Here is a 22,956-nt window from a genome sequence, read left to right as displayed (position 1 = left end):
CCTCTTGCTGGATTACTCATTATTTATTGTTTATTGATAGATTATGTGAAATAAATAATTACTTAGCAGCTTTAGCTTTTTTATTTGGATCTAAAACTAATCGTAATTCAGTTTCTGGATCAAAGAAATGTAATTTGTTTAAATCAAATCCTAATTTAATCTTATCACCAATGTGAACGTTTGTTCTTGCATCTACTTTAGCAATAACATTTGAACCATTGATTTCAGTATAGATATTTGTTTCAGCACCTAATAACTCAGCTACGTCAACTACAATATCTAAAATACCGTCTGGATGAGCTTGCATAACAAGTTCATCATCATGGATATCTTCAGCACGAATACCTAAAACGATTGGTTTTTCGATAAATCCGTTTTGAACTACAACTTCAAATTTATCTTGAGGTAATTTGATTTTGTATTGTCCTGCTTCGAATACACCTTTTTCAGTAACTCTACCGTTAATAAAGTTCATTGGAGGTGTTCCAATGAAACCTGCAACGAATATGTTTGCTGGTCTGTCATAAATTTCTTTAGGTTCACCAACTTGCATAATATAACCTTTATTCATAACTACAATACGAGTAGCCATTGTCATAGCTTCGATTTGGTCATGGGTTACATAGATAGTTGTTGTATCTAATTGTTTGTGTAACTTAATTAACTCACCACGCATTTGAACACGTAGTTTAGCATCTAAGTTAGATAATGGTTCGTCCATCAAGAATACTTTTGCATCACGAACGATTGAACGTCCTAATGCCACACGCTGTCTTTGTCCACCAGATAAAGCTTTTGGTTTACGATCCAAATAAGGAACTAAACCTAATATTTCCGCTGCCGCTTGAACTTTTTCTTTGATGATTGCTTTAGGAACTTTACGTAATTTTAATCCAAATGCGATGTTATCATACACAGTCATGTGTGGATAAAGCGCGTAACTTTGGAATACCATTGCGATATCTCTGTCTTTTGGAGCAGTGTCGTTCTTGTACTCGCCATCAATGTATAATTCGCCCGAACTAATGTCCTCAAGGCCCGCGATCATACGGAGGGTTGTGGATTTACCGCATCCACTGGGTCCGACAAATACAATAAACTCTTTATCTTTGATGTCCAAGTTGAAGTCAAAGACTGCTTGTACACCATTAGGATAGACTTTATTGATGTCTTTTAATTGTAATGTTGCCATGTTTTCCCCCTAGGAATTATATTGATTTTCGATAGACGCAAGATTTCTATCAAAATCATTATACATGAAATGTAATACTTTTGCAAACGGTTACACAAAAAAATAATGTTATAATAAGATTACAATAAAACACGAGGATAAAACAATGGTACCTAGATTTGAAAAACGCGTTAGAGCATTTGCAGCAGATATGTCAGGACTTGTTATTGTAGTAATTATTACAGCACTTGGATTATCAACAGTTCCTTATAGAGAAATTATCCAAATTTCAGTACTGATTATTACATTTTTTTTACTAATCATATTGCCACATTTATTAAAGTCTAAGCAGACTTTCGGTAAAAGAATTCAACAAATTAAAGTTGTAAACATGGATGATACTGAATGTTCAAGAACTAAATTGATTTTAAGAGAAATATTTAAGTACTCTGCTTCTACTTTGACATTTGGTCTTTATTTAATTATTGCATTTTTTACATTAACTGAAAATCAAGTTTCTAGAACTCTACATGATTATATTTTTAAAACAAAAGTAATAGATTTAGACAACTCACCTCATAATAAACGTGTTAATGAGGCTATTAGAACGAAAACCATGAAAGATACGGACTTAAACTAATGTTTATTGTTAATTACTTTAAATGGGGATTTGATTTCCCAAAATTACTGAATAGAAGAAACCTTAGTTTGGCTAAAACACTTATATACTTTCTACTTTTAACTTTTATAGCCAATTTTCCTCTGACTTGGTTAGCATTTGAATATGAGGGTTCTAAAATCAATTTTATTGAAGAAAATTTAACATCTTCTATACCAAATTGGTCGGATCTTCCAAATGGAACGATTCATCTAGGAGGATTCACAGATGTAGAGTTAAATGGACGTGTATATCAACACCTAAACTATATTTATATGTTTGGATATAATGACTCCATTATTCATACACCAAATGTACATTTCGTTATATTTGAATCCGACTATATTCGTTACATAGATGATAAAGGAAATGAGCTAATTTCTAATGGCTATAGTGGATTTGAAACAGTTATCCATTTATCTGAGCTGAATTTGGCAACAGGTATTGAACGTATGGAATTATTCACACAATTGGGTAATTCAATTGAAAGGTCATTTAGTCAATATATTATTCTTTACACTGTTGTAAGAAATCAGGCTGTGCAAATAGGTGCAACATTTATATTTATACTACTTCTATCCTTAATCATTCAATTATTCCGATTTGGATTCCAAAATTTTCTATCCTATAAAGATGGACTGAATTATGTGATACTTTCATCTACATTACCAAGTATTCTATCTTTAATTTTCGGTTTAATACTTCCAGGATTTGCTCCTGTAGTATTCAACTTAGTATTAGGTCTCGTTGTAATGCTCGTGCTTCTCGTGTTTTCTAGAAAAAGTTTTTCTTAGTAAAAGTAAGTGATGTTTATAATTAATAAACATAGAAATGAGGAAAAAATGAAAAAATTAACTACACTATTTACGCTCACATTATTAATATTTAGTCTGATTGCATGTCAACCAAGTCAAGAGATAGAAACTTATGACTTTAAAGCGTTGAATCCATTAAATGATATTTATTACCAAGTATTTATACGTTCATTTGCAGATAGTGACGGTGATGGAATTGGTGATATTAATGGTTTAACCGATAATTTAGACTATATAAAAGATCTTGGTGCTACAGCTATATGGATGTTGCCTTTTACCCAAACTGAAATCGATTGGTTAAGTTACCATGGGTATAGAGTTACTGATTATTATGAGGTCCATCCTGAATATGGAACTATGGCTGATCTTGAAAATCTAATAGATAAAGCAGATGAAATGGGTATTAAAATTGTAATGGATCTTGTTATAAACCATACTTCAGATACACATCCATGGTATCAAAGTGCTGTTTCTAGTACATCATCACCTTTTAGAGACTATTATTTATGGACAACACCATCAAGTGCTTTTGAATCGTTTCCAGGTGGTATGAAAGACTTAAATCTAAGTAATCCAGAAGTTGTTAATGAAATCAAAGATATTGTGTCATTTTGGATGGATAAAGGTATTAAGGGATTTAGATTTGATGCAGCTAAACATTTATTTTTAGGTGATCCAGGAACAAACCCCGCGGTTCAGTTGACCAAAAACTATGCATTTTTAAGAGATTTACAACTATTTGCTAAAGCAATTGATCCTGAAGTCTTCTTTTTAGGTGAAGTGTTTGAATATAGTTATGATGTATATAAAAATTATTATATTGGCTTAGATTCTGTATTTGATTTTTATACAGCATCTGAGATTTGGTCTAAAGTAGGAAATCGTTCCAATATGAGTTTATTGGTTCAAAATATTAACCGAGCATTCAATAGCTATAAAACATATAATCCAAATTATGTACCTTCTCTTTTTATAAGTAATCACGACATTGACAGAGTGGCTTCACGTGCTGAATATAGTGATGTCAATGGAATTAATGATTTAAAACAATCAGTTTCCTTCATGATGACACTCCCTGGTTCTCCGCACATTTATTATGGAGATGAATTATTAATGAAAGGTTCCAATTTTGAAGGAACTCAAAACCATGGTAAAGATTTGACTGGACAAGGTGTAATCTATGATCAATATCGACGCGCACCATTTAAATGGGGTGATGCATCTAAAGAAACTACATGGCTTAATCCTTTTGGAGATTCAAATCAAAACGACAGCCTTATAGAAGCGAAAAATGATGTAAATTCAATGTATCATCATTATAAAACTATGTCTAATTTAAGACAAAATACACCTGCATTAATGTATGGAAACACCCTAATACCTTACGAAAATAATTCAACATTCATCCAGGGCTATTACAGAACCTATACTTATGAAGATTTCACTCAAACGGTATTAGTTTTACATAACATGTCTGATGTTGAAAGAACCGTGGATATTGAATATGATAAGATACTTTATGGTAGTAGTTTAAGTATTCCAGCGTTTGGAACCATTATTCTAGAAGTTTAATATAAAAAATGCCTACACAATGTGTAAGCATTTTTTTATGTTTTAAAGAGCTAATGTATCCGAATTAAATACGAGTCCAGGTTCTTCAATTGAGCGATTTAAATCGTAATAAATTATACCTAAACTGATGTCATTTATAATGACTTCAAAATATAGTTTCATACGTATACCTTCAAAATCGGTCTTGTAATTTTCAAATACTTTATAGATTGACTCATGAGCGATTTCTTTAATAATATCTAAATCATCAGTCACATCTTGAATGTGTAATTCTGCTTCAAGAATATTACCTGTAATTACTATATTTTGCACTTCAACTGGAGCTTCTTGAACTGAATCTGTACAACCAATTAATACTAAGATAAGTAATAAGAAAGTAAATACTGTAAATAGTTTTTTCATATTATAAACCTCCTAATACAGTCTGGAAACTTTGACCAGAAACACGTATATTATAGTAATAATAAGTTGTATTACCAAGGTAATCAATTACGGAAACCGTAACTACTTTAAACCCTGGTAAATTAGTTTGAATAGGAGTTGCATATACTTTAGCACCAACAGGTAAATTCATGTTAGAAAGTGGATCAAATTGAGCATCTTTAGCGACTTCAATGAAAGCTTCTTTCACAGATGCTTCAATGGCATCCATCACCTCAACAAATATTGCTGAAGTATTGGAGGTTGCAACCTGGAATGTTCCTGAGCGCGTTACTAAGCCAGATTGTGTATCAAATAATCCTTGTGTTCCAGCTCTTGATGTAACTTGATTATAAGTTTTACCATCATTTAATACTAATCCTGTAATGCCTGATAATTTACCAACATGCATGACTAATACACTTGGTTCATTTTCCGTACCTTCTATATGATAAGCAAGTGCTTTAAATGTTTGACTTTGAGTCGTTTCTATAAAAGTGAAACGATTATTGATTGCCTCTATAGTATCTAATCTAAACGCAGAAATAGATTTTCTTAAATGTATTAATGCTTTATGATATTCAAATGCATTCAGATACGTAATTTTTCTATCCCATCTCAGTTGATTGACTGAATCTGGTGACTCATAAGAGTTGTGTTCATAGGTACCATCTTGTTTTGGTTTACTTCGTAAAAATTCTGTTCCAGCATGTAAGAATGGAATACCCATACTCGTTAAAACAACCGCATTGGATTGAACTTGTGCGTGTTGTACTTCATTAGCGGTAACACCACTGGATCTAAGCTTATCATGAAGTGTGAGATTATCATGTGCTTCACCATAAACAATATTTTGAAGAGGTGAATTTGTGAATTGATCTGTTGCACCTTTTATACCAGCTTTTAAGTCGTTGTATTTAGAAACATTCATATTACCTTGAACAAAACCACCTTCACTACCATCTGGTTGACCTTTTAAAGCATTTCGATATAGATCATTAAATGCTGCCACACCACTGTCAAGTTTACGGATTTGAGTTCTGTCCCACTCATTTGTATTGGTCATACCAGCAGCGTCTTCACCTTTAATCAGTGTATCGCCACCAGCCCAAGGTTCTCCATATAATATAATGGTTGGATCAATTTTATTCATTTCTTCTCTTATCGTATTCATAGTTTCAATATCATGAAGACTCATTAAATCGAATCTAAATCCAGAAAGTTTATATTCTTTTGCTAAAAAGATGGTTGAATCTACAAATAATTTTCTAACCATAGAACGTTCAGAAGCTGTTTCATTACCTGTTCCTGAACCATTTGAAAAACCACCTTGAGCATTTAATCTGTGATAGTAACCAGGTACAATTTTATGGAAATTTGAACCTTCAGATTCACCTGTATGATTATAGACAACATCCATAATGACACGGATATTTTTTGAATGGAAAGCTTGTACAGTCTTTTTAAATTCATAAATTCTTACATTTCCATCAAATGGATTAGTTGCATACGATCCTTCAAGTGTATTATAGTGATATGGCATATAGCCCCAATTAAATACGTTATTTGTTTGATTAGGGTTCTTAAATACTTCAACTTCATCGATATAACCAAAATCAAATATAGGTAATAAATGTACTGCATTAACCCCTAATTCTTCAATATGATCAAGTCCTGTAGTTACAGTTACACCATTTTGTGTATAAGTTGTTCCTGTTTCCGCTATACCTAAGAATTTTCCTCTATATGCTGCAGAACCATTCCAAGAACTGTGTGAAGTTAAATCTCTAACGTGTAATTCCCAAATGATATAGTCTGTAAATGTTTTAATTGTTGCAGGACGTTCTTCGAAATTCCAATTACTTGGATTCGTTTGTTCAAAATCCACAACCATACTTCTAAGACCGTTTGCACCTGTTGAATAACTGTATGGGTCTGTAACTTCTTGAGTTACTCCATTATTGGTAACACTAAATGTGTAATATTTAGAGGCTAAATCACCATCAACAGTTACTTCCCAAACACCATTTTCTATTTGAGTCATTGGATAACTCATAAGTGGAGTGTCTTCTAAGGACTCATTGCCTAATCGATCATAATTAGGATGTCCTTGTTGGTAAGTATTTAATACTACAGATTCTGAAACTGGTGCCCACAGTCTAAAAGTGGATGCATTTTTAGCATAAATAACCCCTAATTCACCTTCATAAGTAAATGCATCTTCAAATACTTCTGTGTCATATAGATTTTGAAGACTCACTATTTTTTTAGAACTTGATGCGCCAAATGATACTTCAACTTCATATTTCTTAGTGATATCTATATTAAGTGATGTAATTTTTTGACTTAAGTTAGCGTTAGAAAATGTTCCTGTTTTAATTTCAACTGAGTTTTCAAAAACTTTATATGATGTTGCAGGATGTGAAAGACTTAAAGTGATTTCTGATTGAGCGTTGAAAGCTGTAAATAATATACTTGGACGATAATCTGGTATATTATTCTCTAAATCAGCTTGAGATTTACCGAAATCAATTTGACCCTGTACAAAATATACATGTGCAACACCATTAGTAACTTCAAGTTGGTCTAAATCAATAAAACGGTCTCCACCCGGTTCACGGTAACCGTCCCAACCACCTTGTTTAATAATAATACCTAGGCGTTGAGAATCAGCATAGTCTGTTTCTATGTCTATTGAATAACTTACTCCATATTGATCAACTGATAATGGATCAAAATTATGTTGGATGCCATCTAATCCTACAGGTAAGTTTTGCCAAACCCACATATTATAGTTATTATAATTACCATCATATCTGAAATAATGAACAACAAGTGTATTAGGTTTATTAAGAGCATAACTAAAACCTAACGAAATGGAAAGTAAATAAATTATACTAAATGCGAAAATAAATATCTTTTTCAATGTATGTAACCTCCTTATAGACAAAATATATCATAATATTCGAAAAAGTTATAATAATAATGATAGCGTTTGCAATAAGAAACCGTTTGCACATTCCTTACTTATGTAAACGCTTTACAAATTCACAGTAACTTATGATATACTTAACTCGTAAGATGATTCAAACAATACTTTTTAGGAGGGTAAAATGAAAAAGATTATCTTATCTTTATTAGTTTTAGCTACTGTTTTAGTCACATTGCCGCAATTTTTTGCTGCACCTGGTGATTTAGGTACCGTTGTTGTCCATTTTAAAAAATGGGATGGCAACTATACAGAATTAGGTAGCTGGGCATGGGGTGGATTCGATCCACAACCTCTGCACGATGGTTTAGATGAATTTGGAGCAACTTTCGTTTACGAAAATTTACCAGAAGTTGCACCTGAAAATACAGAAACTTTCGGTTTCATTGCTGTACATCGCCCAGGTGGTGGTGATCCAGATTGGAACAATGGTAAATATACAGGGGATATTTCAATACCTAAGACTATCGTTAAAGGCGGAGAAACAGTTCACGTATATGTATTCCAAGGTAATGCAAACTCATCAGAAGATGATCCAAGATATTTCGTTGCTGATAACACTAAATTTAATATGTTATTAGTTTATTTCGATCCATCTGGCTCATATGAAGAAAACTTAGGTGTTCACCATTGGAATGGTTGGAACATCCCAAGCGTAGACTGGAATTCACCTGCACAAATCTTTACTACAGGTGGTAATACTGCTACAGGAATGGCTGTTAAGATTGCTATGGTAACTGCTGATAAAGTTGCTGAATCCGATCCAGCTGCTGCTCCAGATGCTGGTATGCTTATCTACTTTGGTGAAGGAGATGGATCTAAAAAAACTGGGGATGTTAAATTACTTAATTCTTTAGGTGATGCACCTCATACATTAGGTCAAGTTGGATTTAGCTATGTATACTCAAACGGTAATGGATATACTGGTGGTTCTAACGTATTCTATGGTAATGAAAATTATGATGATTTCGCATTTAATGCATTCTCATTTAGATTATTACCATATGCTGTAGATGCTACTTCTGGTGCTGCAACAGGTACATATGCTGTTAGAAATACTCAAATTATTGTTAAAACATCTGCTCAAGTTGCTAATCCAGTAGCTCATGAAGATGTTGATACTGAAGAGGAAGAAACTACTGCTATTAATACAGTTAAGGGATGGTTCTCAGTTAAAGAAAAGACTGGTGAAGATACATATGCTGAAACTGGATTAACAGTAGAACGTGTTGACTTCGCTTTAAGAAATGCTACAATCGCTGACTTCGTTGTCGTATTAGATGATGCTACACCTTTAGATATTACTAAAGAATATGCTATTTTCTATAACGATGGTGTAAGTGAAGCAGAAATCGCTGTGAATATGGATACTGAAGCTCCAGTTATCACATTCCCATTATTACCTGCTAATAAGATTATTGAAGTAGCTTGGGGACAACCATTTAACCTTGCTGACTTCCCACTTTACACAGCAACAGATAATCGCGATGGCGATGTAACACTTAAAGTGTTCGTTCCAGCTGGTTCTAATGCTATTTTAGATACTAGAGTTGAAGGGGACTATGTCATTGAATTACAAGTTGAAGACGCTTGGGGTAACATCACTAAAGAAACATTCACCTTTAGAGTTGTTAAATCCGGACAATAAGGAGGCATCACATGAAAAAAATATATACTACTTTAATGTTATTGATGTTCGTATTATTTGTGGTTGCTTGTACTCCACCAGATGATGGAGGAGGTCCAATCGACCCAGTTAACAACGGACAAAGATATGATTTCTCTGAAATCTATAAAGAAAAAGAAACAATTACTGTTTGGATAGATGACCAAAATGGTGAATATATGCAAGCTGTTATCGCTGCATTTAATGATACACCAGAAGGTAAAGATATTATTGTACAACATCAACATATGGGATCAGTTGATGCACGTGAAAGACTAAAAACATTTGGTCTAACTGGTAACGGTGCTGACATCTTCCAATTCCCACATGACCATTTAGCTGCTGCGATCTTAGAAGATTTAGTGTACGCACTTCCTTCTTCAGTTGCAACTCGTGTTGCTGAAAGAGCACATCCACTTGGATTAGATATTGCTACATTATTATATGATGAAACTACAGGTGAATTCGGACCTGGTGCAAATGCTCAAGAAAATCTTTATGCAGTACCAATGTCATTAGAATCTATTGGTTTATACTATAACAAAGCATTAGTTTCAACTCCTGCTACAACTATGGAAGAATTATTAGCTGCTGGTGCTACATGGAATGCTGCACTTGCAAGTGATGGTTCTGGTCAAACGAATGCTCAAAAAGGTTGGTACTATTTAGGTACATCTTCTCACTGGGCTGACTCATATTTCATGCAATCATTCTACTCTGCATTAGGATTCCAACCATTTGGTGAAAATTTAGATGATGCAAGTGCTGTAGGTTTTGCTGATGCTGTTGCTGCACTTACATGGTTCCGTGATTCATTAAAACCAGTTGTTACTGGAAACCAAAACCATAATTCAGTTGGTGCTGGTGCAAACTTCGTAGCTGGTAGAATTCCTTATATCATTGCTGGTCCTTGGAATATTGAAGAATATGACAATGCAACTGGTTTAGATTTTGGTATTGCCCCACTTCCATCTGTTAATGGCGTGAATGGTGCACCTTTTGCTGGTGCTCAAATGGCTGCAATTTATAAATACTCTGAACATAAAGAAGCTGCTACTAAATTCTTAGAATTCCTAATGTCAGATACTGCTATGGAATTACAACTTCAAATGAAGTATAAATTACCTGCATTAAAAGTTGACTTATTATCAGGTATTGACGGTTTCGCATCTGATCCTTACATGCCTGCAATTTCTGCACAATTAAACAGTGCAATTCCAATGCCTACGATTCCTGCGGTTCAATACTACTGGGGTCCAGGTGAATCAATGATTATCTCTGTATGGAATAATGGTGTCGCTCCATCTGAGGCTGTTGTTACTGCTGAAGCTGCTTACCGTGCGCAAGCTGGTTTAGGTCAAGCTTAACAATATTAAATTGATCAATACGATGAAGGCGGTAGGAATTTCCTATCGCCCTCATTCATTATAAAGTTTTAATAGAAAGGTGTAACAACATGAAGGCTTGGAGTATTATTAAAACAATTCTCTCTGGTTTAGTATGGGGATTAGGACAGTTATTTAACAAACAATTTATAAAGTCTTTGTTCTTTTTTATCTTTTTCGCAGGATTTATTTTAATTGAAATATTTACCTCTAACTATTTTTATGTAGAAAAAACAGAAAATGAGATTGCATACAGCAAAATCCCTGGTCAATCGCTTGGAGAATGGTATGAAAAGGCATTTTTCCAAACATATGATAACCAAATTCTACAAAACAACAGAATTCCAGAATTTGATGCCTATCTAGCATCTATTGGAGTAGAGGAAAAAGATCCTTTCGGTTATTATGGAGGTCCTACAGGGTCACAAAACCCGACAGCATCATTATTTACTGAGGATAAATTTGTTGAGTTTTTTGCACAAGACTTGAAACAAGCATCTTATTTACGTTTTACCGAGTTTGGAACAACCAACGAAGTATTATATGATGATTTTGATTTAGGTACTGCCACTCGTTTTATCACATTAGAAAATGGTGATTTATATTGGGATACTGCCAACAATAAATTCTATTTTTCAAGAGACGTTAAATTACCTGATGGAAGCAATAAAAAAGAATACGTAGAAACAAACCCACTTTATCGTATCGATAATCCTTCAGTCATAGATTCTGTGACTGGTTTTAGTGTGTTTAAAAAGACTGGTAAGTTATTTAGAGTCGCTAATAACTACTATTTAGAAACAACAATTGATGGTATAACAAATTACTTATTACTATCTAAAGATAATTTCGTTTTAGAATCAGCATCACAATCATTTGTACCAATTCCACAAACACAAATTGTTGGACCGGTTTATGAGCTTAACAACAAACTTTACGAATACTATGAACCTGGTTTGATTCATAATGGTGTGAGACAACAATATAAACAAACACAATTCTCCAACTTCTTTAGAAGAGCTATGGTTCAAGGACAAACCATTAATCCACAAGAATCAAGCAATTATCAACGTTTAATGGTACGTGTTTATATGGAATTAAACCCTGAATTTAAAGAAGCATTTATTAAAGATTTTAATAACTTCTTCTACGATAAGGCAGGGATGTTTGTTAAAGGATACTGGGAAGTATTAACACTTGGTGAAACTAATGAAATTGACTTAAGAAGTCATTTAGCACTTGTAGATGCAATGCTTGGTCGTGCAAATGAACCTTCAGCAACCAATATGAGAAATAATGTTCAATATGAAGGTGTAGTTAATATTCGAGGACACGTTTCTACATTATTATTACTAGAAGGTTTAATTGCCGTTATACTTTCATTATTCTTCTCTATATTTGGTATATGGTCCATGATCGATACCTATAAAGTTTCTGAACAAAAACGATTAAAAGAAAAAGTTCTTAATACAAAGCAATACATGAAATCTGTTTGGGATAATGGATTTGAATATATTATCTTATCTCCGGCACTATTCGTATTAGCATTTATATCAATAATGCCTATTATCTTTGGATTTGTCATTTCATTTACATCAATCGGTGGCAATGGTTCAATGGATAATTTATTTGATTGGGTTGGATTCCTTAATTTTATTGCAGTATTTGATCCAAACTCAAGTATTGGTCAAGGGTTTGGTATCGCGTTCTGGAGAGTATTAGGTTGGACGATTGTCTGGGCTGTATTATCAACGTTTACATGTTTCTTTGGAGGTTTCTTCCAAGCACTTATTTTAAATGCTGAATCTGTAGTATTTAGAAAACTATGGAGAACGATCTTAATACTTCCTTGGGCAATACCAGCATTACTATCTCAAATGGTATTTTCTGTTATGTTTAATGAGAATGGTTTCGTTAACCAACTCTTCATGCAAATGGGTCTATATGATGTATTTAGAAACTGGGGCATATTAGGTATTGATTTCCAACAAGCAACAGGATGGGCAAGGGTCTTCTGGTTAGGATTTGATAATATTCAATGGTTTAATAACTTCCATAATCCTAATTTTGTTCGAGGTGTATTGGTTATCGTTAATATTTGGTTAGGATTCCCTTACTTTATGGCACTTATGACTGGTATTATGACTGCAATTGATAAATCACTTTATGAAGCTGCAGACATTGATGGTGCATCTGGATTCCAAAAGCTTATGCAGATAACAATGCCACTTGTCTTATATTCCACTGCACCTATTCTTATTATGACATTCTCAGGTAACTTCAATAATTTCGGTGTTATTTTCTTCATTACAGGTGGGGGACCGGGTGACTTAACAAGTCCAATTAATGGTTTTGCCGGTGAAACCGATATTTTAATTTCCTGGATGTATCGATTAACCACAGATCATCAAATATATAATATGGCTTCTGTTTTCTCAGTTCTAATATTCTTGTTTGTAGGTAGTATTACAGCATGGAACCTATCTAGAACGAAAGCATTCCAGGAGGATTAATCACATGGAAATATTAATTATAATTGCTATATTCTTAGTATTACTTGGAATTTTTGCTAATTTCTCAATTGTTTTTGAATTCGCAAAGAAAAAAGGGTATGAGGAAGTAGGTCAAGCTAAATGGATGTCATTTATTCCTTATTTTGGATATAAATATATCAAAGGTCTACCTAATTTGAAGCCTAATGTGACAAAAGCAGAATTTGATTATTTATTCTCATTTGAAGTTATTCTTAAAAAATTATTATTAGTTTCTTTACTTCTCATTGGATTAACGATTCTATTTATTCCAATAGCACTAGTATCATATGTATCATTCATTAATAATTTCACAAGAACCTTAGTTGTTATTTTCGTCACTATACTACTTCTATTGGTACATCAAGGACTTGTTGTTGAATATGCAAAGAAAAAAGGATATGAAGGTATAGAACCAGGACTTGTTGGATTAATTCCTGTCTATGGATTCTATTACTTCAAATCTAAACCAAAGCGTAGAAATACATCATTACTATCGATTAAAGCTACATTCTCGCCAAAAAACATATTATTAAAAATGCTTATTAATGCAGAATTAACGTTACTTGTTATTGTGGTATTAATTCCTGTTATTTATATCTTTGGTATGGCGTTTGCTGAAGGTACTTCAACAATTCCAAATGAAATATGGCCATCAAATCCATCTCTTGGAGGATTTGACTATCTATTCAATTCACCTGACTCCAAATTTGGCTTATGGTACATGAATACACTGATTATTGCCATCATTAACATGTTAATAGGTACAGTAATCATTACAGGGGCATCTTACGTATTTGCTAGATACTCATTTAAAGGTAAAAAAGCAGGACTTCTAACAATTTTAGTACTTCAAGCATTTCCATCTTTCATGGGATTAATCGCTATGTATGTATTATTCTGGAAATTTGGATTACTAGGACAACCACTTTATTTAACAATTTTATATATTGGTGGTGCTATACCAGGTAATCTTTGGTTAATCAAAGGTTTCTTATCACAAATTCCAAAAGATCTTGATGAATCTGCAATGATTGATGGAGCATCAAAATTACAAATATTTACCTATATAATTCTTCCACTTGCAGTTCCAATCTTAACATTTGTCGCTGTATCGATGTTTATGGCTCCTTGGATGGATTATATGTTACCAGGGTACCTTCTAAACGTACCAGCACCTGGTGTACCACTGGATAAGGTTCAGGAACAATGGACACTCGCGGTTGGTATCTTCTCATTTATTAATGGACAGTATGATTTAAATTATCCAGCATTTGCTGCAGCAGCATTAATTGTTGGTATGCCGATTGCAATCATCTATATGATATTCCAACGTTACCTTATCGAAGGTATTATGGCAGGAGCTACGAAAGGATAATATATGGCTAAGCAAACTAATCTAGATTTAAGAAATAAAACGATTTATCAAGTTTTTGTAAGACAACACTCAAAAACTCATGATTTTTTAGGACTTATTAGTGATTTAGATCGTATCAAAAAACTCGGAGTAGACATCATTTATTTGCTACCTTTTCATCCGATTGGGAAGAAAGATAGAAAAGGTAGTGTGGGATCTCCTTATGCAATATATGATTATTTTGAAATTGATCCTTTAAATGGCACTTTGGATGATTTTAAGTTATTATGTCAAGAAACTCACCAACGTGGTATGAAAATCATGATGGATATCGTTTTTAATCACACTTCAAGAGACTCTGTGTTAACACAAGAAAAACCGGATTGGTTCTATAAAAAACCAGATGGTTCATTTGCCAATCGTATTGGTGATTGGAGTGATATTACCGATCTGGATATGTCTAAGAAAGAAATCTGGACATATTTAGTGGATGTCCTAAAATACTGGGCTCAGTATGTGGATGGCTTTAGATGTGATGTTGCACCTCTTCTACCTATTGATTTTTGGATTCAAGCTCGAAAAGAGCTGGACTTATTAAGACCAGACTTGATTTGGTTAACTGAATCTGTTGAATATGGATTTATTAAATATTTACGTGATATTGGATATGATGCATCTACAGATTCAATGATGTATGATGCATTTGATATTGCTTATGACTATGATATTTTTAGTTTCATGGATGGATATTTAAATGGAAAAAATGACTTATCCAGATATCTATATGAGTTATGGCGTCAAGAGGTTGTCTATCCTAAAAACTATGTTAAACTTAGATCCTTTGAAAATCATGATCAAGAACGTATTGCTAAAAAAGTAAATCATCCAGAAAAATTAAAAATGATGACTGCATTTCAATTTTTCCTAAAGGGTACACCGATGATTTATGCAGGTCAAGAACATCAAGTCATGAATCGTCCTGATTTATTCGAAATAGACCCTATACCTTGGAATCCTTCATCTTCCATAGAACCACTGATTCAAAAACTCACACGTATTAAGAAACACCGATTGATGAAAAGTGGCGTCTATAATTATATAGAAACAAATCAGATTGCTATTATAGAATATAAGGATTCAAGTGATCAGTTATTAGGTATATTTAATTTAGAATCCCTAGATGGATGTAAAATTGATTTACCAAATGGTTTATACCAAAATTTATTGAGTAGTAATCAATATGAAGTTAAAGACTCATACATTAAATTGGGTCATGAACCAATTATTCTACACATTGAGTTGAAATAAGTAAAACAAAACCCTAATGATTTTATACTTCATTAGGGTTATTACTTTTAGATTAATATTTTTATATCGTATGGTTTTAATACAAAATCATGGTTTAGTGTGATGTCTTCTCCACTGAGTAGATCTTTATAAACTCCAAAATACTTCTCATCAATTTTGTGTGTCAAAACTTTATGACTATCATTAATTAAGAATAATAAGGGTTTAGAATCTGTATATTTAATGAATGAGATACTTTCAGAATCTATAAAATGATAATCATATGATTTAAACTGAGGATATAGACTTCTTAGATGAATTAGTTTTTTAACAAATTCGTAAAGACTTTTATTCCAATTACTTTCATTCCAGTCAAAACATCTTCGATTATCAGGGTCATGATCTCCTGTTAATCCAACTTCGCTACCATAATAGATGTTCGGTGCACCCGCACTAGCAAACATGAATAGATATGCAATCTTTAAGCGTAAATCATTATCATTTAATCTTCTTAACATGCGAACAGTATCATGTGTATCTAACTGATTAAACATGTTTTCCATAACGTTTTTAGGTGTCATTGCTGTATAGTTAATGATTTCATTTTTAAACTCTGAAATTGATATTTTATTTTCAAAATACTGCCACATAGGAATCGATAAATCATAGTTCATGACAGCATCCATTTGATCTCCTCTTAACCAAGGAATTGATGAATCCCAATTCTCACCAAAAATGAATGTGTCTTTCTTAGCTTCCTTTGCAACTTTTCTGACTTCTCTTAAGAACTCATGAGCGACTTCATTTGAAACATCTAATCTCCAACCATCAATGTCATATACTTCAATCCAATACTTAATACTATCTAGTAAGTGTTTTCTAGCAATCGGATTTGCTGTATTCCATTTAGGCATATGAGGTGTATATGCGAATGTTCTAAAGTTAGGTCTTAAATCATTTTTATATTTGGGTAATCCTGATTCATCTAACTCAAAATTGATAATAGGGTCTTGTTCTAAGAAGAAACAATCAGCATATACTGAATTTCTACCATGCTTAACTACATCTTGAAAGAATGGATGACCCCATCCACAATGATTTAAAACAGCATCAAGGACCACTTTAATTCCCATTTGATGTGCTTTTTTCACAAGTTCACCAAACGCTTCATTTGTACCAAATTGAGGGTCTATTTTAAAATAATTAATGGTGTCATATTTATGTGCGGAACGAGATTCAAATATAGGTGTGAAATAAATGCCTGTAATACCCAAATCCTTTAAGTAAGGTAATTTATCGATTACACCTTGTATGTTTCCACCATAAAACTCATGGTTATTCACTGGAAGTTTTCCCCAAGGTAATTGTGATTGACCACCTGATTTATGGAATCTATCCATAAATATTTGGTACCAAACAGTATCTTTTACCCATGTTGGAGTATTTGGAAGATCTTCTTTGTTTAAGTAAGGATAGTTAAAATAATTAGATAAATCATAAAAACTACCTTCACTAAAGTCATTGGTCGGTACGGATTTAAGTTTTTCTAATCTTTTTGAGCCATAAAAGTAAACTGCATCCTCTGTTTCAATTAAGAATGCATACTTACATCGATAATCCTTAGGTTCAACCTCAATAAAGTAATAATCAAACATTTCGGTTTCATATCGTTTTGTCATCTCGACATAGTTTGAATTCCAATGAGCTTTCTTATTTTCATATTTCCAGTCAAAAGGATCGCCATAGGATAATGAAACTTTTACGGCATCTTGGTGCTTTGTTCTAAATAAAATATGTAATTTTTGTTCGTTATATTGATAGCTATATTGTGATTTAGCTTCGTGAAATAGTGCATGTTTATTCATATAAAATCAACTCCTAATTAATTATATCATTTAGAAGTTTTATGTTTAATATGTAACCGCTATCATCTTTATCATCATCATTAATTTTGATACAATATATTGTGTAAAGGAAGTGTAATAAAATGAAACATTGGTGGATGGAATCCGTAGGATATCAAATCTATATTAAGAGTTTTTTTGACTCTAATAACGATGGTATTGGAGATATCAATGGTATTACAGAAAAACTAGATTATCTCCATTTGTTAGGTGTTAACTTAATATGGATTACTCCTTTTTATGATTCTCCAATGGACGATAATGGTTATGATGTTAGAGATTATTACAAAGTCTCTAATATGTATGGGACTATAGATGATTTTGAACGATTGATAGAAAAAGCTAAATCATTAGGAATTAAAGTAATTCTAGATTTTGTACTGAATCATACATCTGATGAACATCCATGGTTTGTAGAATCCAGAAAATCAAGAAATAATCCGTTTAGAGATTATTACATATGGCAAGATCCAAAATATGTGAATGGGAAAAGATTAGAACCTACAAACTGGGGCTCATTCTTTGGTGGTTCTGCCTGGAAATACGATGAGGCTACAAATCAATACTACATGAAAATATTTTCTGATAAGATGCCTGACTTAAACTGGAAAAACCCAAAAGTTATGGATTCCATGATTAATGTAGGAAAATTTTGGCTTGAATTAGGTGTGGATGGTTTTAGAATGGATGCTGTTTCACATCTAGAACGTGCACCATTTATCGATTCTGCATTTTCAAAAGATATTGTTTTAGATTGGTTTAAGTTTTCAAATCTAGAAGGCAATCATACATATTTAAAAGAACTCAATGAAAAGTTGTTTAAACCATATGGTGCATTTACTATTGGTGAAGTTGGTGGTGAAGCATCGATTGATGAGGCTATTAAATATTCAAGTTTTACAAGTAATGAAATGTCTATGGTATTTAACTTTGATCATAACTGGAAAAATAATGTATTCGACATAACCGATTTAAAAGATCTTAAAGTGGATGTCATTGGATTAAAAAAAGTACTATCAAAATGGCAAGAAACCTTTAAAACGATTGGTTGGTTACCATTAAATTGGTTAAATCATGATCAACCTAGAGTGGTATCTCATTATGGTTCTATGGATTATCATAGTGAATCTGCAAAAATGCTTGCAACAATCATGTACATGTCAAGAGGTACACCATTTATATATCAAGGTGAAGAAATTGGTATGACCAATTATCCATTTAAATCAATGGATGAAATCAATGATGTTTCTACCATTAATAGTTATCACAATCAAATCAAGGACCGTCCAAATGACAAAGAGATGATACTTAAAAAATCACTCATGACTACTAGAGATCATCCAAGAACCATTATGCAATGGTCTAGTCAGAAAAATGCTGGATTCTCTCAAAATAAACCTTGGTTCCATGTGAATCCAAACTTTATCGAGATCAATGTTTCAAAACAATTAAGTGATCCAAATTCTATTTTTGCACATTATCAAAAATTAATATCTTTAAGAAGATTTTCAAATTATAAAGAAACTATTTTATATGGTGATTATCAAATGATTCTTCAAGATCATCCAACCATTTTCTCATATATTAGAAAAGGACCACAAAAATTAGTTATTATAGGATCTTTTTCAAAAGATAATGAGACATTTGATACAAATAATTTAAAGTTCAAAAAATTAGTACTCAGTAATTACAAAGATGTAATCTTAGTAAACAATAAAATAACATTAAGACCTTATGAGGCAATCGTTTATGAGGTCGAGGAGTCTTTATGAGAAAAGCAGGCATATTACTACATATATCATCACTTCCATCCAAATATGGTATTGGAACTTTTGGTAAAGAAGCATATAAATTCGTTGATTTTTTACAATCAACCCATCAATCCTACTGGCAAATATTACCTTTAGGACCAACATCTTATGGTGATTCACCATATCAAACGTTTAGTGCGTTTGCAATGAATCCATACTTCATTGATTTAGATATTTTAGTACAAGAAAAATTACTAAAAAAATCAGAAATCTTGGATTCAACATCATCTGAGACTCATGTTGATTTTGAAAGACTTTATCATGAACGATTTATCGTATTAAGAAGTGCATATAATCGTTTTGATAAAACGGATTCTAATTATATAGAGTTTTTAAGAAATGAATCCTACTGGCTACCTGACTATGCTTTATTTATGGCACTTAAAGCGAGTCATGATGGTAAAAGTTGGATGTATTGGTCAGAAGCATATCGTCTAAGAGAAAAAGAGGCGATTGAAAAAGCTTATGTAACACATCAAAACGAAATTGAGTTTCATTACTTCTTACAGTTTAAAGCATATCAACAATGGTATAGACTAAAAACTTATGCAAATCAAAAAGGTATTGAATTTATTGGTGATATGCCAATATATGTTTCATATGATTCATCAGATGTTTGGACAAAACCTCAGTATTTCCAACTTGATGAAAATAAAATGCCAACATTAGTAGCAGGTGTTCCACCAGATAATTTTAGTCAAGATGGACAATTATGGGGAAATCCATTATATCGTTGGGACGTATTAGAAAAAGATTATTATTCATGGTGGATTGATCGAGTTCGTTCCAATACTTATATGTTTGATTTACTAAGAATTGATCACTTTATTGGATTTGTAAACTATTTTGGTATACCTTTTGGTGATAAAACAGCAAGAAATGGTGTTTGGTATAAGGGTCCTGGTCAAAAATTATTTGATGCTATCAAATGGCAATTAGGTGATAAACGCATCATCGCGGAAGACTTAGGTGCAATCACAGATGAAGTTAGAGCACTGCTTCAATACACTGGTTTCCCAGGAATGAAACTATTACAGTTTGCATTTGATTCTAGAGAGGAATCCGATTATATTCCGCATTTATATACTAAAAATGTCATCGCATATACTGGAACTCATGACAATGAAACCACTGAACAATGGTTTAAAAAACTTCCACCGAGAGACTTAAAGTATTGCTTAGATTATATTAATCATCAAAAAGGATCTAAAACAGACTCTTTAATTAAAGCAACACTCGCAAGTATTGCTAATGATGCAATTATTCCAATGCAAGATTATTTAAATTTAGGTAGTGAAGCAAGATTTAATATTCCATCAACTTTAGGTGGTAATTGGGTTTGGCGTTTAAAACCTACAGAAATTGATCGTATGACTAAAATGAAAATTAAACGTTTTACACATCTTTATGGTAGAGATGCAAAATAAAAAGGCTTAAACGCCTTTTTTTGTTGATGTATCAAATAATTTCAGATATTCCTTGTACCCTTCTTTTTCTAAATCTGCTTTGGGTATAAATCTTAAAGATGCAGAATTAATACAATATCTTAATCCACCTAGTGCTTTAGGTCCATCATTAAATACGTGTCCTAAATGTGAATTGGCTTGTTTAGACTTAACTTCTGTACGAATCATCATAAAACTTAAGTCCATCTTCTCAACAATTTCATCTTCTTTTAATGGTTTCGAAAATGATGGCCATCCACATTCTGCATCAAACTTATCTAAAGAACTAAAAAGTGGTGTTCCATCAACAATATCTACATAAATGCCCTCATCAAAAACATCCCAGTAAGCATTATTAAATGGAGGTTCGGTACCTTTTTCTTGAGTTACTTTTCTTTGTAGCGGTGTTAATTTTGATAAATCTTTCATTTTAATTACCTCTTTAGTAAAATATAGTCCATGACTTTGTCTGGTAGTATCTTTTTAGATATTAAAGCAATTTTACTTAATCTACCCATGCTATACCTTGTTTTAGGATGTTTACTTTGAATTGCTTTATATACTTTTTTAGCTACAACAATAGGGTCAGACCCAACCTTTTTATCAAAGTAATCTCTTTTTGCATCACGCTTAACTTTTTCAAATAATGATTGATAAGGTGAATCGGTTTCTAATTGTTGAGCCAAATCAAAGGTTACACCCATAAATTCTGTTTGAATCAAACCTGGTTCTATTAATATTACTTTTATACCAAATTGTTTAAGCTCAATTCTTAATGAATCTGAAAGTCCTTCTAATGCAAATTTGGATGCATGGTACCAACCGCCTAATAGTGATGCAACTTTTCCACCAATACTTGATGTATTAATGATTCTACCATGTCCTTGATTTCTCATGATAGGTACAACTAAATTCGTCATTTGGACAAGTCCAAATAAATTAACTTCAAATTGGTATCTAGCATCACTTAATTTAACGAGTTCAATAGGTCCATATAGACCAAATCCAGCATTATTAAATAAGACATCAATTCTACCCTCTTTATGATATATTTCATCTATTGCCTGTTTAGAACTCTCTAGTTTCGTAACATCACATGGAATAATTTTTATACCAAAAGGTAGAAGTTCTTCTAGCTTTTCTTTTCTTCTTGCAAGTGCGTATACTGTGTATCCTTTTTCATTTAAGTAAAGTGCCGTTGATTTTCCAATCCCTGAGCTTGCACCTGTAATAATAACTACTTTTTTATCTTTCATATTGATCACCTAATTCTATTGTATCAAAAATAAAAAAAGTCTATTTGATTAGACTTTTTTAAGTTTACCAACTTTTTCTATTAGATTAAGTAATACAGATCCAATTCCATTACCGATTAGCATGAGTACAAACCATAATACAGTATGGAAACTCCAAATATTTGCAAGAAAGAAATAGTAGATATTCGCAATAGAGTGTTCAAAACCTGCCAATATAAATATAACAACAGCAAATATGTTAATAACTACTTTGGAAACATCATTGGGTGCACGTTTAAAACCATCGACACCTAAGTACATCATCATACCACATAGAATGGATTGAGCAAACATGGTCCAAAAATCCTTAGCTAATTTATAATCTACTAAATCAATTGCACCGTTGATAACAACTTCAATTTGACCTAAATGGACAATGGAAGCGATAAGTAGTGATCCTAATACATTACCTAAAATAATCCATAGAATATCTATAATATAACTTTTAGGTTGGTCAATAATATAACCAATTCTACCCGTATATAGTTTATAATCTAATGAAACCACAGTCAATAGCCCAAATCCGAATAAAAATGCCCCTAAAACGGCATTTTCGGATTTAACCGATAAGTAAATCGTTCCTGCTAATGCAATCAAAACTCCCGCCATCATAGCGCTTAAAATAAATCTAATTCTATTCATAATCATAT

Annotated in this window: 17 protein-coding genes; 10 read left to right on the top strand and 7 right to left on the bottom strand. The window is 32.5% G+C overall.

The genetic code is table 11. The features are described from left to right. Positions 1 to 58: 58 nt before the first annotated feature. On the bottom strand, positions 59 to 1,192 hold the full coding sequence (locus tag B5X49_RS00820; RefSeq protein WP_045749313.1) for an ABC transporter ATP-binding protein: 1,134 nt from the start codon (positions 1,190 to 1,192) through the stop codon (positions 59 to 61). Between the two features lie 145 nt (positions 1,193 to 1,337). Between B5X49_RS00820 and B5X49_RS00815 the strand changes: the two genes are divergently transcribed. Genes B5X49_RS00815 through B5X49_RS00805 form a run of 3 tightly spaced genes read left to right on the top strand, consistent with a single transcriptional unit; the run spans position 1,338 to position 4,216 of the window. Continuing rightward, complete coding sequence (locus B5X49_RS00815) at positions 1,338 to 1,811, top strand: RDD family protein (protein ID WP_045749312.1); 474 nt, start codon at positions 1,338 to 1,340, stop codon at positions 1,809 to 1,811. Next, positions 1,811 to 2,623, top strand: coding sequence for a DUF1189 family protein (locus B5X49_RS00810; RefSeq protein WP_045749311.1), 813 nt, complete (start codon positions 1,811 to 1,813; stop codon positions 2,621 to 2,623). Before B5X49_RS00815 ends, B5X49_RS00810 begins: the two co-directional genes overlap by 1 nt. Before the next feature lie 48 nt (positions 2,624 to 2,671). Further along, entirely contained in the window at positions 2,672 to 4,216 is a 1,545-nt protein-coding gene (locus B5X49_RS00805; RefSeq protein ID WP_045749310.1) for an alpha-amylase family glycosyl hydrolase, read from the top strand. A gap of 42 nt (positions 4,217 to 4,258) precedes the next feature. Here the strand turns inward: B5X49_RS00805 and B5X49_RS00800 are convergent, their stop codons facing one another. Both B5X49_RS00800 and pulA read right to left on the bottom strand, forming a co-directional pair. Then, positions 4,259 to 4,618 carry a hypothetical protein gene (locus B5X49_RS00800; RefSeq protein WP_045749309.1) on the bottom strand — a complete coding sequence of 120 codons (360 nt, stop codon included), beginning with the start codon at positions 4,616 to 4,618 and terminating at the stop codon, positions 4,259 to 4,261. 1 nt (position 4,619) lies between these two features. Next, complete coding sequence (pulA, locus tag B5X49_RS00795; RefSeq protein ID WP_045749308.1) at positions 4,620 to 7,562, bottom strand: type I pullulanase; 2,943 nt, start codon at positions 7,560 to 7,562, stop codon at positions 4,620 to 4,622. Positions 7,563 to 7,749: 187 nt separating this feature from the next. Here pulA and B5X49_RS00790 point away from each other — a divergent pair, with 187 nt between their 5' ends. The 5 genes from B5X49_RS00790 to B5X49_RS00770 all read left to right on the top strand — a co-directional run bounded on the left by B5X49_RS00790 (position 7,750) and on the right by B5X49_RS00770 (position 15,872). Further along, positions 7,750 to 9,273, top strand: a complete 1,524-nt coding sequence (locus tag B5X49_RS00790) for a pullulanase-associated domain-containing protein (protein WP_045749307.1) — start codon at positions 7,750 to 7,752, stop codon at positions 9,271 to 9,273. A gap of 11 nt (positions 9,274 to 9,284) precedes the next feature. Further along, positions 9,285 to 10,658 carry a sugar ABC transporter substrate-binding protein gene (locus tag B5X49_RS00785; RefSeq protein ID WP_045749306.1) on the top strand — a complete coding sequence of 458 codons (1,374 nt, stop codon included), beginning with the start codon at positions 9,285 to 9,287 and terminating at the stop codon, positions 10,656 to 10,658. Between the two features lie 89 nt (positions 10,659 to 10,747). Beyond that, entirely contained in the window at positions 10,748 to 13,189 is a 2,442-nt protein-coding gene (locus B5X49_RS00780; RefSeq protein WP_052670004.1) for a carbohydrate ABC transporter permease, read from the top strand. A 4-nt stretch (positions 13,190 to 13,193) separates the two neighbouring features. Next, positions 13,194 to 14,585, top strand: coding sequence for a sugar ABC transporter permease (locus tag B5X49_RS00775; RefSeq protein ID WP_052670002.1), 1,392 nt, complete (start codon positions 13,194 to 13,196; stop codon positions 14,583 to 14,585). A gap of 3 nt (positions 14,586 to 14,588) precedes the next feature. Continuing rightward, on the top strand, positions 14,589 to 15,872 hold the full coding sequence (locus B5X49_RS00770; RefSeq protein ID WP_045749305.1) for an alpha-amylase family glycosyl hydrolase: 1,284 nt from the start codon (positions 14,589 to 14,591) through the stop codon (positions 15,870 to 15,872). Positions 15,873 to 15,919: 47 nt separating this feature from the next. Here the strand turns inward: B5X49_RS00770 and B5X49_RS00765 are convergent, their stop codons facing one another. Further along, complete coding sequence (locus B5X49_RS00765; RefSeq protein WP_045749304.1) at positions 15,920 to 17,716, bottom strand: glycoside hydrolase family 13 protein; 1,797 nt, start codon at positions 17,714 to 17,716, stop codon at positions 15,920 to 15,922. A 122-nt stretch (positions 17,717 to 17,838) separates the two neighbouring features. Here B5X49_RS00765 and B5X49_RS00760 point away from each other — a divergent pair, with 122 nt between their 5' ends. Next, a complete protein-coding gene (locus B5X49_RS00760; RefSeq protein WP_045749303.1) occupies positions 17,839 to 19,527 on the top strand; it encodes an alpha-glucosidase in 1,689 nt (562 codons plus the stop codon). Next, on the top strand, positions 19,524 to 20,993 hold the full coding sequence (gene malQ, locus B5X49_RS00755) for a 4-alpha-glucanotransferase (protein ID WP_045749302.1): 1,470 nt from the start codon (positions 19,524 to 19,526) through the stop codon (positions 20,991 to 20,993). The genes B5X49_RS00760 and malQ overlap by 4 nt, the downstream gene beginning before the upstream one ends. A gap of 6 nt (positions 20,994 to 20,999) precedes the next feature. On the opposite strand, the gene msrB is transcribed toward malQ, so the two are convergent. Genes msrB through B5X49_RS00740 form a run of 3 tightly spaced genes read right to left on the bottom strand, consistent with a single transcriptional unit; the run spans position 21,000 to position 22,954 of the window. Continuing rightward, positions 21,000 to 21,440, bottom strand: coding sequence for a peptide-methionine (R)-S-oxide reductase MsrB (gene msrB, locus B5X49_RS00750; protein ID WP_045749301.1), 441 nt, complete (start codon positions 21,438 to 21,440; stop codon positions 21,000 to 21,002). A gap of 5 nt (positions 21,441 to 21,445) precedes the next feature. Then, a complete protein-coding gene (locus B5X49_RS00745; RefSeq protein ID WP_045749300.1) occupies positions 21,446 to 22,267 on the bottom strand; it encodes an oxidoreductase in 822 nt (273 codons plus the stop codon). Between the two features lie 48 nt (positions 22,268 to 22,315). Further along, positions 22,316 to 22,954 (bottom strand): formate/nitrite transporter family protein, encoded by a 639-nt coding sequence (locus B5X49_RS00740; RefSeq protein ID WP_052670000.1) that lies wholly within the window; start codon positions 22,952 to 22,954, stop codon positions 22,316 to 22,318. Positions 22,955 to 22,956 lie beyond the last annotated feature (2 nt).

The organism is Acholeplasma oculi (assembly GCF_900166985.1).
Classification (GTDB): Bacteria; Bacillota_I; Bacilli_A; order Acholeplasmatales; family Acholeplasmataceae; genus Acholeplasma; species Acholeplasma oculi.
The sequence above is the reverse complement of the archived record's forward strand: the minus strand, read 5'-3'. Positions and strand labels throughout refer to the sequence as shown.

What these genes read in the sequence shown, in the direction of transcription:
- B5X49_RS00820 (WP_045749313.1), bottom strand. Translation starts at nt 1,192, where the DNA reads ATGGCAACATTACAATTAAAAGACATCAATAAAGTCTATCCTAATGGT.
- B5X49_RS00815 (WP_045749312.1), top strand. Translation starts at nt 1,338, where the DNA reads ATGGTACCTAGATTTGAAAAACGCGTTAGAGCATTTGCAGCAGATATG.
- B5X49_RS00810 (WP_045749311.1), top strand. Translation starts at nt 1,811, where the DNA reads ATGTTTATTGTTAATTACTTTAAATGGGGATTTGATTTCCCAAAATTA.
- B5X49_RS00805 (WP_045749310.1), top strand. Translation starts at nt 2,672, where the DNA reads ATGAAAAAATTAACTACACTATTTACGCTCACATTATTAATATTTAGT.
- B5X49_RS00800 (WP_045749309.1), bottom strand. Translation starts at nt 4,618, where the DNA reads ATGAAAAAACTATTTACAGTATTTACTTTCTTATTACTTATCTTAGTA.
- B5X49_RS00790 (WP_045749307.1), top strand. Translation starts at nt 7,750, where the DNA reads ATGAAAAAGATTATCTTATCTTTATTAGTTTTAGCTACTGTTTTAGTC.
- B5X49_RS00785 (WP_045749306.1), top strand. Translation starts at nt 9,285, where the DNA reads ATGAAAAAAATATATACTACTTTAATGTTATTGATGTTCGTATTATTT.
- B5X49_RS00780 (WP_052670004.1), top strand. Translation starts at nt 10,748, where the DNA reads ATGAAGGCTTGGAGTATTATTAAAACAATTCTCTCTGGTTTAGTATGG.
- B5X49_RS00775 (WP_052670002.1), top strand. Translation starts at nt 13,194, where the DNA reads ATGGAAATATTAATTATAATTGCTATATTCTTAGTATTACTTGGAATT.
- B5X49_RS00770 (WP_045749305.1), top strand. Translation starts at nt 14,589, where the DNA reads ATGGCTAAGCAAACTAATCTAGATTTAAGAAATAAAACGATTTATCAA.
- B5X49_RS00765 (WP_045749304.1), bottom strand. Translation starts at nt 17,716, where the DNA reads ATGAATAAACATGCACTATTTCACGAAGCTAAATCACAATATAGCTAT.
- B5X49_RS00760 (WP_045749303.1), top strand. Translation starts at nt 17,839, where the DNA reads ATGAAACATTGGTGGATGGAATCCGTAGGATATCAAATCTATATTAAG.
- malQ (WP_045749302.1), top strand. Translation starts at nt 19,524, where the DNA reads ATGAGAAAAGCAGGCATATTACTACATATATCATCACTTCCATCCAAA.
- msrB (WP_045749301.1), bottom strand. Translation starts at nt 21,440, where the DNA reads ATGAAAGATTTATCAAAATTAACACCGCTACAAAGAAAAGTAACTCAA.
- B5X49_RS00745 (WP_045749300.1), bottom strand. Translation starts at nt 22,267, where the DNA reads ATGAAAGATAAAAAAGTAGTTATTATTACAGGTGCAAGCTCAGGGATT.
- B5X49_RS00740 (WP_052670000.1), bottom strand. Translation starts at nt 22,954, where the DNA reads ATGATTATGAATAGAATTAGATTTATTTTAAGCGCTATGATGGCGGGA.